Genomic DNA, 12,250 nt, shown 5'->3' with positions numbered 1-12,250 from the left:
AGGATATGCAAGCGACCAACCCCAACTTCCCGCAAAACGCCGCGGCGCCCTGGTACAAGCACCGCTGGCCATGGTTCCTGATGATCGGCCCGGTGGCCGTGATGATCGGCACCGGCGTCTCGGCCTGGCTCGGCGCGCAGCAGCCCGATGCGATGGTGGTGGCCGACTATTACAAGCAGGGAAAGGCCATCAACCAGGACCTGCGGCGCGACCGCGTCGCCGCCGAGCTGGCGCTCAATTTCGAGGCCAGCCACGATGCGCAGGCGGGGCGCCTGAACGGGCGCCTGGCCAGCGGCGGCCAGCCGGTGGTGGCGCCTTTCCACATCCGCCTGGCGCATCCGACCCTGCCGGAGCGCGACCTGGAGCTGGAGGCGCTGCCCGACGCCCAGGGGCGCTTTTCGGCCGCGCTGCCGATCCTCGAGCCGACCCACTGGCAGGTGGTGGTGGAGGGCGCGGCGCGCGACTGGCGGCTGGCGCGCAGCTGGAGTCCGGCGAAGCAGGCGCAGCTCGTGATCGAGGCCGACGCCCGCTAGGCCGCCTGCGATCCCAGGCGCGCGATGGCGCGCACATAGACCAGTTCCGCGACCAGCTCGACCAGCGTCTGCATGACGATGATCGCCGGCAGCAGCGGCACCGCGCCCGGGACTGCCAGCGCCAGCGGCAGCACCACCAGCGAGTTGCGGGTGGCGCCGCTGAAGGCGACCGCACGCCCTGCGGGCGGCGCCAGGCGGAACAGGCGCGCCACCAGCCAGCCGGCGAGTGGGGCCAGCAGCGCGAAGGCGATATAGACCGGCGCCACCTGCAGCGCCGCATCGAGCGCCTGGCCGAGCTGCGGCAGCACCGAGGCCACCACGATGAACAGCACCAGCGCCGTGGCGGGCACCGGCAGCAGGCCAAGCACGGTTGACGCCCGCTCGCCGGCCGGATTGCGTGCGGCCCAGATCTGCGCACCGACAGCCAGCAGCAGCGGCACGGCGATCAGCCACACGAAGGCGTCGAGGAAGGGGCCCGGCTGCACAAGGCCGGCGGCATCGTCGCCGAGCAGGATGCGCAGGTAGACCGGCAGCATCAGCATCTGCGCGACCAGCAGGACGGGTGTCGCCGCCAGCAGCAGGCGGGCATCGGCGCGGCCGAGGTGGGAAAACGTGACCACGTAGTCGATGCAGGGTGCCAGCAGCACCAGCAAGACACCCAGGCGGATGAGCGGATCGCCTGGCACGAAGGGCAGCAGGCCGGCGACCAGCAGCGGGATCACGGCGAAGTTGGTCACCAGGAGCGCGCCCAGGAAGCGCGTGTGCGTAAAGGCGCGTCCCAGTTCTGCCAGCGGCACCTGCAGGAACGTCACGAACAGCATGAAGGCCAGGGCGGGGTTGACCGCGAACTCCAGTGCCGTGGTTCCCGGCAGCGCGAGGGCCGCCAGCGCTGCCAACGCCACTGTCGCGAAATAGATCCCGATCTGATTGGTTTCCAGTTTGTCCCTGATGTGCTGCATGCGGTGTCGTCGCTTTCTTCGTGGAGGATGGCGGCGGTGCCAAGCGGGCATTATACGGAGCGTGCGTATCCCGAGGTAGTCGTGAGGTAAGATGCCGTCCAATGCGATTCAGCGGGAGAGGAAGTGCGGTACCGGAACTTGTTGTTGTACTGGCTGACGATCGGCGTACTCGGGATGCTGGCGTTTCGCGTGCCCTTCATCGGCTTTGCGCTCGGCATCGGCGCGCTGCTGTACTTCGTCTATGCGATTCCCTACTGGCTGCTGTTCGTGGTGTTCTTTCACCAGCGTCCATACAGCCGCATGGTGTTCGGCATGACGCGCCGCACCTTTGCCATCAGGCTGGCGATCGGCGCCGCGGTGGTGTGCGTCGGCAGCCTGCTGTTGGGGTGGATGGTGCTGACCTGCCTTGGCGCGGCCGTGCTGTATTACTGCGGCGAGACCGAGCTCAAGGACCGGATGCTTTCCGAGGCGCGCGCGTACGTCGATCACGTGTCAGGCTGACGTCGGCCCGCTATTGCATTAGTGTTTGGGCAGATTGACGCCAATCGTGCCATCGGTCGGCAACGGCGTCCACGCCGGTGACCCGTTCATCTTTTGCAGGGCGGCCGTGAACGCCGCCTTTTGCACCTCGATGGGAACGACGCTCTCTGTCGACGCATGGATCCATGCCCCGTCTTCGAGCCGGAATTCCACCCGCGTGAGTTCGCGCTTGCGTGCGTGCTCGATATCGACCTGGATGCGCTGCGGCTCCATGCGGGCCGCAGCCAGGCGCTGGCCGACGAAGCTCGGGTCGACCAGACTTGCGGCGCCGTACGTACGCCGCCCGACAACACCGGCGTTGTCGATCTGTTTACTTCCATGTTAGATTCCTTGGCGGCAATTGCTACCCGCCGCAGATAATCAACCACAAGGAAGACACCCAAGATGCCATCGACCCGCCAGCGCAGCCTGCGCGCCACCATCGCCGCCCTGTTCATCCCCGCCATGCTCGCAGGCGTGTCGCTGCCGGCGGCTGCTGCACCTGCTACCGCCACCCAGGCCGCCGCAGTCGCCCCCTACAAGGCCTTCGACGCCTGGAGCGACAAGTTTGCCGAGGACTGGGTGCGCCTGAGCCCGCAGTTGGCGACGACGACCCAATACTTCGGCGGCGCCGAGCAGGCCAGGCTGGACCGCGAACTGACCCCGCTGACCGCGGCGCACCGCCAGAAGTCGGTCGCCATGGCGCGCGAAGGCATCAAGCGCCTCGACGGCTTCAAGTCGCAGCCCCTGAACGAGACCCAGAAGATCTCGGCCGCGGTGATGCGCTGGTCGCTGCAGAACGTGATCGCCAACGAGCAGTTCGAGGACCATTCCTTCGTGTTCTCGCAGTTCAGCGGTCCGCAGATCGGCCTGGTCAACTTCATGACCAACACCCACCCGATGCGCACGGCGGCCGACGTGGACAGCTACCTGGCCCGCCTCGACCAGGTCAGCTCCCGCCTCGATGAGGCGCTGGTGCGCGCCAAGGGCGCGGCGGCCAAGCAGATGATCCCTCCGCGCTTCATCCTCGAGCGCTCCCAGTTCCAGGTCGATCACTTCCTCAAGCCGAGCGCCGCGGAGAACGTGCTGGTGACCACGCTGGCCCAGCGCATCGCCGAGATCAAGGACCTGTCGCCGGAGGCGCGCACGGCCGCCATCGCGCGCGCGACCGGCATCGTCGAGCAGAAGATCCGTCCTTCCTATTCCCGCGTGCAGGCCTTCATGGCCGAGATTCATCCGAAGACCGGCGATGTGGCCGGCATCTCGCGCCTGCCGAATGGCGCGGCCGCCTACAAGCGCGCGATCGAGAACTTCACCAGCACCCAGTTGACCGCCGACGAGATCCACACCATCGGCCTGCGCGAAGTGGCGCGCATCGAGGCCGAGATGGACAAGCACCTGCGCTCGCTGGGCCTGACCGACGGGAACATCGAAACCCGCATGAAGCAGCTCGATGCGCGCTTCCAGCCGAAGGGCGAGGGCGATCCACGTCCGGCGATCATCGCCAGCTACAACGAGATGGTGCGCGACGCCGAGCGCAGGAGCAGCACGCTGTTCAACCTCAAGCCGCGCGCGCCGGTCGACGTGCGCCGCGTGCCGCCGCTGACCGAGCCGTCGGCCGCCGCCCACTACACCTTGCCGGCGCCGGACGGCAGCCGTCCTGGCATCTTCTGGGTGCCGCTGCGCGGCCCGACCTTCGACATGATCCGCATGCGCAGCCTGGCCTACCATGAAGCCGTGCCGGGCCACCACTTCCAGCTCGCGATCCAGCAAGAGATGACCGGCCTGCCGAAGTTCCGAAGCCAGCGCATCTTCAGCGGCGGCAGCGCGCACTCGGAAGGCTGGGCGCTGTACACCGAACGCCTGGCGGTGGAGCAGGGCTGGTACAAGGACGACGTCCCGGGCCTCTTGGGCGCCCTGGGTTCGGAACTGTTCCGGGCCCGCCGCCTGGTGGTCGACACCGGCCTGCACACCAAGGGCTGGACCCGCCAGCAGGCGATCGACTACGGCATCGGCGCGCAGGAGACCGAGCGCTACGTCGTGTGGCCGGGCCAGGCCAATGCCTACATGATCGGCATGCTGCGTATCCTGGAACTGCGCGAGAAAGCACAGAAGGAGCTGGGCGACAAATACTCGCTGCCGGCCTTCCACGACCTGGTGCTGGGCGCCGGCTCGGTACCGCTCGACGTGCTGGGCGAGCTGGTCGATAACTGGATTGCGCAGCAGAAGAAGTTCTAATAAGTTTCCACGTGCGGCGATGCGCCGCATGCGAATTTGTTTCGTTAGCCTTAAAACCGTCATCCCCGCGCAGGCGGGGATCCAAGTTCGACGCATTACCACAAGCGCATATCGCAGTGGCTATTCGACGGAACTGGATCCCCGCCTGCGCGGGGATGACGTTTTGGGGCCAACACTGTTGTCATTTTTCGAGGGCTGTCGAGGGTGAGTGGTCTTTTTTGACCAAGTGTAGCGAGAACGAGAATGATAATGATTATCGTTTACATGTATTGACGTTCTCGGTAGAATCATTGTTTTACTTGCAGTGTTTCAACACGCACTAATCACCTGAGAGAGACCGCCTCGCCATGAAAGCAATAAAAAGCCGCAAGCACCCCATCACCCGTAGCCAGCTTGCGGGCACCGCACTGGCTGCGGCCCTGCTGCCGCTCGGCGCGCACGCCGCCGACGATGCACCCGCAGCCACCGCTGCCGCTGCAGCTACTGCCACCGTCGCCCCACAGTCGACCGTCGAAGTCGTCGGCAACTATGAGAACCATTTCCGCGCCGAGAATGCCTCGTCGCCCAAGTACACCGAGCGCCTGGTCGATACCGCCCAGACGATCCAGGTGATCAAGAAGGAGCTGTTCGAGCAGCAGGGCGCACTGACCTTGACCGAGGCGCTGCGCAACACCCCCGGCGTCGGCGCCTTCTTCCTGGGCGAGAACGGCAACACGAATACCGGCGATGCGATCTTCATGCGCGGATTCGATACTTCCAGCAGCATCTACGTCGATGGCGTGCGCGACATCGGCTCGATCTCGCGCGACGTGTTCAACCTGGAGCAGATCGACGTGCTGAAAGGCCCGGCCGGCACCGACAACGGCCGCAGCGCTCCCACCGGCTCGGTTAACCTGGTGACCAAGAAGGCCAATCTCACCGACCTGGTGACCACCGCGATCACCGGCGGCAGCGGCGACCAGAAACGCATCACGCTTGATGCCAACAAGGTGCTGGATGAACAGCGCGGCATCGCCGTGCGCCTGAACGTGCTGGCCCAGGATTCTGGCAGCGCGGCGCGCGACGTGGTCGAGAACAAGCGCTGGGCGGTGGCGCCGAGCATCGGCTTCGGCCTGAACGGCCCGACCCGCGTGCACCTGGACTACCTGCACGTCGACCAGAACAACATCCCCGACGGCGGCGTCTTCGTGATCGGCCTGCCCGGCTACACCAGCCCGGACCGCGCCCGGCCCTGGATCGCCGATGGCCCCAAGGTCGACCCCAAGAACTTCTACGGCTCGGTCGATGACTACGACGATGTGAAGGCCGACATGGCCACCGTGCGCATCGAGCACGACTTCTCGCCGACCATGAAGCTGCAGAACACGAGCCGCTACGGCAAGACCAGCCAGGACTACCTGCTGACCGCCTTCCTCACCAGCGCCGCCAACCTGGCGACGCCGGTCCAGGCTGACCCCAGCACCTGGACCCTGGCGCGCAGCATCCGCACCGGCAAGGACCAGGAAAACAAGATCCTCACCAACGTCACCACCCTGACCAGCCAGTTCAATACCGGCGCCGTGTCGCACACCCTGGTGACGGGCCTGGAAATCACCAGCGAACGCCAGACCACCTGGGGCCTGACCGGCCTGGGCACGCTGCCGGCCGCGAACATCTACCGTCCGAACCCGAACGACGCCCCGACCACGCCGGTCAACGTGCGCCGCACCGGCGCCTACAACGAGGGCGAGGTCGACACCCAGAGCGTCTATGTGTTCGACACCGTCAAGGTCGGCGAACGCTGGATCTTCAACGGCGGTGTGCGCCTCGACCACTTCCGCGGCGACTATTCGGTGGTGGCGCTGACCAATAACGTGCTGACCGCGACCCGCTTCAAGGTCGGCGAAAACCTCGTCAACGGCAAGCTGTCGGCGCTGTACAAGCCGACCGCCAACAGCAGCGTCTATGCGATGGTGGCCAGTTCCAAGCAGCCGCCGGGCGGCAGCTTCACCGTGTCGGGCAGCGCCAACAGCGCCCAGAATCCGATCTACGATCCGCAGAAGACGGTCACCACCGAGGTCGGCGGCAAGCTCGACCTGCTGAAATCGAAGCTGTCGCTGTCGGCCGCGCTGTTCCGCACCGAGGTCGAGAACGAGGTCGAGCAGGATCCGGTCGACCTGCAGTACTACCAGACCGGCGAGAAGCGGGTGCAGGGCGTGGAGCTGGGCGCGACCGGCGAACTGGCGCCGCACTGGCTGCTCAGCGCCGGCTACCTGTACATGGACACCAGCGTCGAGCGTGGCCGCAACGTCACCGCCGCCGGCGAGAACAGCCTGACCTATACGCCGAAGCAGTCGTTCACCGCCTGGACCTCGTACGATCTGCCATGGGGCCTGCGTATCGGCGGCGGCGCGCGCTTTAGCGACAAGCTGGCGCGCGGCACCGACGGCGCGATCGGCACCCCGGCCTACACCGAGTCGTACTGGGTGTTCGACGCCATGGTCGGCTACAAGGTCAGCAAGAACGTCGACCTGCGCCTGAACGTGTACAACATCGGCGACGAGAAGTATGTCGCGGCCATCAACAAGAGCGGCTACCGCTACACGCCGGGCACGCCGCGCTCGGCCAGCCTGACGGCGAACGTGCGCTTCTGATACGCCGGCGCCGCCTGAAATCGGGCGGCGCCTGCTGTATACTCGGAGCCCATGCGCATACAGCTTTTCTCCGACCTGCACCTCGAACGCTATCCCGGCTTCCAGCCGCTGATCCTGCCTGGCGCCGACGTCGTGGTGCTGGCCGGCGACATCGGCTCCTACCAGGACGGCTCGCGCCTGGAAACCCAGGATTTCGGACTCGAGCGCTTCTCTCCCGCATTGCCGGCGCTGGCCGGCAAGCGGGTGCTGTTCATTCCCGGCAACCACGAGTTCGATTCGCTCGACTACGACGCCACCTATGCACGGCTACGCGCCACCTGCGAGCGGCTCGGCATCGTCTGGCTCGACCGCGAGATCGTCGTCATCGATCACGTGCGCTTCATCGGCACCACCTTGTGGAGCGACTTCGACGCCGTGGCGCTGCGCGACGCCGACCTCACCAAGCAGATGCAGCAGCGTAACAAGGCATTCCGCGCGGCGAACTACTACCTGAGCAAGAACACGACCCTGAAGGATGGCGAGAAGGTGCTGGCCGAGGGCATCCGCGCCATGTCGCTCGACTGCCAGGCCTGGCTGCGCGCGGCGCTGGCCACGCCCTTCGACGGCAAGACGGCCGTGGTCACCCATTTCGCGCCCAGCCTGATGAGCGCCGATCCGCGCTACGGCCTCACGCCCGGCACGGCGGGCTTTTGCAATGCGCTCGACGGCCTGTTCAAGCACGCGCAGCTGTGGATGCACGGCCACCTGCACTGCCTGAACGACTACACGGTCGAGGGCCGCGACGGCGCCCATTCCTGGTCGTGTCGCGTGGTGGCCAATCCGCTGGGCTACCTGAGCAAGGGCGAGCAGGAAGGCTTCCGCCCTGAGCTCGCGATCGAGCTGTAAGCCAGACTACTGCGTCGCCTCGTCGCCCGACGAGAAGGTGCCCATCAAGGCCTCGAGTCCATCCGCCGCCTCGGGCGGGTGTTCCTGTTCCGCATATTCGGCATACACCCAGTCGCCGCCGGCGCGCGCCACACCCTCGGGCGGCAGCGGCTCGTGCTGCGGGGTCTTGGCCAGCGCGACGCGCATGAAGTCGACCCACATCGGCAGCGCCAGCGTCGAGCCGAATTCGCGGCCGCCGAGCGAGCGCGGCTCGTCATAACCCATCCAGGCCACCGCCGCCACTTGTCCGCCATAGCCGGCGAACCAGCCGTCGACCGCATTGCTGGTGGTGCCGGTCTTGCCGGCCAGGTCGGCCCTTTGCAACTGGCGCGAGGCCGCCGCTGCGGTGCCGACCCGGGTGACGTCGCGCAGCATGCTGTCGACGATGAAGGCGTTGCGCTCGTCCAGCACCCGCGCGCTTGCCTGGCGTGGCGGCGGGGCCGCCTGCTCGAGCAGGACCTTGCCGTCACCGTCCTGGATGCGCGCGATCAGCCACGGTTCGACGCGGTAGCCGCCGTTGGCCAGCACCGCATAGGCGCCGGCCATCTGCAGCGGCGTGACGGCGCCCGTGCCCAGGCCGAGCGTCAGGTTGCGCGGCTGGCGCGCGGCGTCGAAGCCGAAGCGCGCCAGATGCTCTCGGGCGTAGTCGACGTCCAGCGCGCGCAGCATGCGCACGGTGGGCACATTGCGTGAACGCGACAGCGCGTGGCGCACCGTGACCGGGCCCTCGAACACACTGTCGTCGTTGCGCGGCGACCAGTTGGCATAGGCCTTTTCGGCGCTGAAGTCGAGCGGCTCGTCGAGGATTTGCGTGCCGGGGAAGAAGCCGCGTTCCAGGCCGGCGGAATAGACGAAGGGCTTGATGCTCGATCCCGGCTGGCGCCAGGCCTGGGTCACGTGGTTGAACTTGTGGACCGAATAATCGAAGCCGCCGACCAGCGCGCGGTAGGCGCCGGTCTCGGTGTCGAGCGCGACGAAGGCTGCGGCCACCTCGGGCAGTTGGGCGATCGACAGGGCGCCGTCGGCGGCCTTTGTCAGCCGGATGACGGCGCCGGGCGCCAGCTTCGCCGCTGGCTTGGCCTTGCTCGAGAGGGCGCTGGCGGCGAAGGCCAGGCCCGGGCCGGTGATCTCGACGGCGTCGCCGTTGGCGAGCAGGGCGCGCACCCGTTTGGGCGACGCGGCGACCACTACCGCCGGACTCAAGCCGTCGACAAAGGGGCGCTTCTGCAGGGCGGCGGCGATCGCGTCCATTTTTTCGTCGGCGCCGGCCGGCAGCGCAATGCGCGCTTCCGGGCCGCGGTAGCCGTGGCGGCGGTCGTAGGCGAGCACGTTGCGCCGCACCGATTCGTAGGCCGCATCCTGTTCGGCGGCCACGATGGTGGTGGTGACCGTGATGCCGCGCTCGTAGGCTGCCTGGCCGAAGCGGGCGTGGACGGCCTGGCGTGCGATCTCGGCAACCCAGGCTGCGCGCGGGTTCAGGGTGGCCCCATAGCTGCGCACTTGCAGGCGTTCGGCCTGGGCGCGGCGGTACTGGGGTTCGGTGATCATCGCCAGTTCGCGCATGCGCCTGAGCACGACCTGCTGGCGCTTCTTGGCCGCCTGGGGATTGGACACCGGATTGCTGCTGGAAGGGTTTTGCGGCAGGCCGGCCAGCATCGCGATCTCGGCCAGGGAGAGTTCGGGCAGCGGCTTGCCGAAATAGGTGCGCGCCGCGCTGGCGAAGCCGTAGGCACGCTGGCCGAGATAGATCTGGTTCAGGTAGACCTCGAGGATCTGGTCCTTGGACAGCGCCTTCTCGATCTTGTAGGCGAGGGCAACCTCGGTCAGCTTGCGCGGGAGGGTCTTGTCGCGCGACAGGAAGAAGTTGCGCGCGACCTGCATCGTGATGGTGGACGCGCCCTGGCTGCCGAAGTCGCCGATATTGGCCTTGGCCGCGCCGAGCGCGCGGATCCAGTCGACCCCGCCGTGCTCGTAGAAGCGGGTGTCCTCGATCGCCAGCACGGCCGACTTGAGCAGCGCCGGCACCTTGGCTACCGGGACGAACTCGCGCCGCTCGGCGCCGAATTCGCCGATCAGGACCTTGTCGGCGGTGTACACGCGCAGCGGGATCTTCGGGCGGTAGTCGGTGACGGCCTTGATGTCGGGGACGTCCGGAAGGATCGAGGCGCCGGCCACGTGCGGGGCGGTCGCGAACAGCAGGGCACAGAGCAGGATGACGAGGGAGCGACGTGGTTTCATGGCGGTTTCGTGGACGGTTGGGCAAACGCGGCCGATCTTACTGGCGCGCGGCTGCCGGGTCATGCGAAAAGGCCGAGGTAGAGCGACATGCCCCGGCGCGGCGCGGCTGGCGCTACCTTGAAGCCGCTTTACCACACACCGGGGGGCGTAGAATAGCTGGTTCGACCTTTGCACGCCATGTCTCTCCTTATTTATCCGACCGTATGATTTTTTCGCCAAACCTTACGCGCCTGCGACGTCAGGCAGTTCTCCTGATCCTGGCTTGCAGCGCCCAATTCGCTCATGCCGACGACGGCGACGCCATCAATCCTGACCGCCCTAACGTCGCCAACTCCAGCCAGGTGGTCGGTCATGGCCGTGTCCAGCTCGAGATTGGGGTCGACTGGGATCGCCAGCGCGATGACGACCTGCACGTGCGCACCTTGAGCACGCCGACGCTGCTGCGTATCGGCCTGGGCGACACGACCGAACTGCGCGTCGAGACCGACGGCCGCAGTATCGAACACGGTTTCGATCCTGTCACTCGCGAGCGCACCACGAGTGCGGGCTGGAATGCCACGTCGATCGGCGTCAAATGGCATTTTGCCGATGGGGAGGGCGCGCATCCCGCCCTGGGGCTGATCGGCACGATGGCGCTGCCAAGCGGTAGCTCGGCGCTGCGGGTCGCGGGTGTTCTGCCGCAGCTGGTGCTGGCGGCTGAATGGGATCTGCCACAAGGCTGGTCGTTGGCCGTGACGCCGGGCGCCGGGGCCGACGTGGACGATGACGGTGCGCGCTACCGCTACGGTATCCTGGCGGCCTCGCTGGGAAAGAAATTCACTGAACGCCTTCAGGGATTCCTTGAAGTGGCGGCGCCGCAGATCGCCTCTGCATCGCATGGCGGCGATCGGATGCAGGTAGACGCCGGCGTGAGCTGGCGACTGAACAGAAACTGCCAGGTCGATGCGATGGTGGTGCGTGGGCTGAATAGAAATACGCCCGATCTGGGCCTGGCGTTCGGGCTGTCGGTGCGGCGCTGAGTCAATGGCCGTGCGCCGCCCTGTCTCGCTCAGGCGGTGCGCGCCAGGTCCATGGTCGCGAGCAGCGCTTCCCGGTCCGCCGCCAGCTGGCCGGAATCGAGGAAGGCCGTGGCCTGCAGCGGCAGGAACTGCAGCGAGGTCAAGCCGATGCAGCCGAAGGCCGCCTTCAGGTAGGGCGTCAGGAAATCGGGCTGCCTGGCCTGTTCTCCACTGAACACGCCGCCCGAGGCGATGCCGACATACACCGGACGGTCGGCCAGCAGCCCGACCTTTTCGCCGCCTGCCGACATGCCGATCGTGCGGCCGACCCGCAGCAGCTGGTCGATCCAGGCCTTGAATACGGACGGCAGCGTGAAATTGTTCATCGGGGTGCCGATCACCAGCACGTCGGCGGCTTCGACTTCCTGGATCAGCCATTCGGACAACTGCACGTCCCCGTTGGCGATGCCGACGGCCATCGCGGCGGGCGTGGCCAGGGCGGCCGCGTAGGCGCCCTCCGCGTGTGGAATGGGCTCCAGGCCCAGGTCGCGCCGCAGCACCTCGGCGTGAGGATGCCGCGCCAGCAGTTTCTGGACCATCGCGCTTGATAACGCGCGGCTGTGCGACCCGGTGCGCGGACTGCAGTCGATGTGCAGGATATTCACTGGCGCATCCCGATCGCGAGGCGGTTGAAGGCGCTCATCAGGGCGATGGCGAAGGTCAGGTCGGAAACTTCGACGTCACTGAAATATTCCCTGAGCGGCTCGTAGTCGGCGTCCGGCGCGCCGGTGCGGTCGACGTGGGTCAGCGCCTCGGTCCAGGCCAGGGCCGCGCGTTCGCGTTCGCTGAAACGTTCGCTGACGCGCCAGCCGGCCAGGCTGTCGAGCTTTGCGTTCGACACGCCGTCGGCGCGCAGGGCCTTGGCATGCATCTCCAGGCAGTAGGCGCAGCCGTTGATCTGCGACATGCGCAGCCACACCAGCTCGATCAGCTCCTTGCCGAGCGGGCTGCTCTCGAGCGCCTTCTTGGTGGCGCCGAAGCCCTGGTAGGCGGCGGGGGACAGGGAATAGTAGGGCAGGCGTTGCGGGACACTCATCAAAAATCTCCGGTAGGGGGCAGTTGGTCGATTGCGTACATGGCGCATGGTCATCGTCATTCAATACGGATACTATAGGCGGATCATGGCCTACGCAGTAGGTGCAAGAATT

11 protein-coding genes are annotated in these 12,250 nt (G+C 66.8%); 6 read left to right on the top strand and 5 right to left on the bottom strand.

What is annotated here, in order from left to right; genetic code table 11:
* Positions 1-5 precede the first annotated feature (5 nt).
* The gene (locus AC3A6F_RS18570; RefSeq protein ID WP_487683298.1) at positions 6-533 is read left to right on the top strand and encodes a FixH family protein; all 528 of its coding nucleotides are present in this window, start codon (positions 6-8) and stop codon (positions 531-533) included.
* On the opposite strand, the gene AC3A6F_RS18565 is transcribed toward AC3A6F_RS18570, so the two are convergent.
* On the bottom strand, positions 530-1,492 hold the full coding sequence (locus AC3A6F_RS18565) for an arsenic resistance protein (RefSeq protein WP_487683296.1): 963 nt from the start codon (positions 1,490-1,492) through the stop codon (positions 530-532). The genes AC3A6F_RS18570 and AC3A6F_RS18565 overlap by 4 nt on opposite strands.
* Before the next feature lie 144 nt (positions 1,493-1,636).
* Between AC3A6F_RS18565 and AC3A6F_RS18560 the strand changes: the two genes are divergently transcribed.
* A complete protein-coding gene (locus AC3A6F_RS18560) occupies positions 1,637-1,993 on the top strand; it encodes a hypothetical protein (protein ID WP_487683294.1) in 357 nt (118 codons plus the stop codon).
* Between the two features lie 18 nt (positions 1,994-2,011).
* Here the strand turns inward: AC3A6F_RS18560 and AC3A6F_RS18555 are convergent, their stop codons facing one another.
* Positions 2,012-2,245: a hypothetical protein gene (locus tag AC3A6F_RS18555; protein WP_487683292.1), complete on the bottom strand. Its 234-nt coding sequence runs from the start codon at positions 2,243-2,245 to the stop codon at positions 2,012-2,014.
* A 171-nt stretch (positions 2,246-2,416) separates the two neighbouring features.
* Here AC3A6F_RS18555 and AC3A6F_RS18550 point away from each other — a divergent pair, with 171 nt between their 5' ends.
* The 3 genes from AC3A6F_RS18550 to AC3A6F_RS18540 all read left to right on the top strand — a co-directional run bounded on the left by AC3A6F_RS18550 (position 2,417) and on the right by AC3A6F_RS18540 (position 7,767).
* The gene (locus AC3A6F_RS18550) at positions 2,417-4,249 is read left to right on the top strand and encodes a DUF885 domain-containing protein (protein WP_487683290.1); all 1,833 of its coding nucleotides are present in this window, start codon (positions 2,417-2,419) and stop codon (positions 4,247-4,249) included.
* A 347-nt stretch (positions 4,250-4,596) separates the two neighbouring features.
* On the top strand, positions 4,597-6,882 hold the full coding sequence (locus AC3A6F_RS18545; RefSeq protein WP_487683288.1) for a catecholate siderophore receptor Fiu: 2,286 nt from the start codon (positions 4,597-4,599) through the stop codon (positions 6,880-6,882).
* A gap of 51 nt (positions 6,883-6,933) precedes the next feature.
* Positions 6,934-7,767 (top strand): metallophosphoesterase, encoded by an 834-nt coding sequence (locus AC3A6F_RS18540; protein WP_487683286.1) that lies wholly within the window; start codon positions 6,934-6,936, stop codon positions 7,765-7,767.
* A gap of 6 nt (positions 7,768-7,773) precedes the next feature.
* Here the strand turns inward: AC3A6F_RS18540 and AC3A6F_RS18535 are convergent, their stop codons facing one another.
* Entirely contained in the window at positions 7,774-10,044 is a 2,271-nt protein-coding gene (locus AC3A6F_RS18535; protein WP_487683284.1) for a penicillin-binding protein 1A, read from the bottom strand.
* A 203-nt stretch (positions 10,045-10,247) separates the two neighbouring features.
* On the opposite strand from AC3A6F_RS18535, the gene AC3A6F_RS18530 reads away from it, so the two are divergent.
* On the top strand, positions 10,248-11,063 hold the full coding sequence (locus AC3A6F_RS18530) for a transporter (protein WP_487683282.1): 816 nt from the start codon (positions 10,248-10,250) through the stop codon (positions 11,061-11,063).
* A 29-nt stretch (positions 11,064-11,092) separates the two neighbouring features.
* Here the strand turns inward: AC3A6F_RS18530 and AC3A6F_RS18525 are convergent, their stop codons facing one another.
* Positions 11,093-11,707: an FMN-dependent NADH-azoreductase gene (locus AC3A6F_RS18525; RefSeq protein WP_487683280.1), complete on the bottom strand. Its 615-nt coding sequence runs from the start codon at positions 11,705-11,707 to the stop codon at positions 11,093-11,095.
* Positions 11,704-12,138, bottom strand: coding sequence for a carboxymuconolactone decarboxylase family protein (locus tag AC3A6F_RS18520; protein WP_487683278.1), 435 nt, complete (start codon positions 12,136-12,138; stop codon positions 11,704-11,706). The genes AC3A6F_RS18525 and AC3A6F_RS18520 overlap by 4 nt, the downstream gene beginning before the upstream one ends.
* Between the last annotated feature and the right edge of the window lie 112 nt (positions 12,139-12,250).

It is taken from the genome of Massilia sp. Soil_C_3 (assembly GCF_057657035.1).
Note: the sequence above shows the minus strand (reverse complement) of the source record. Positions and strands in the feature narration are given on the sequence as shown.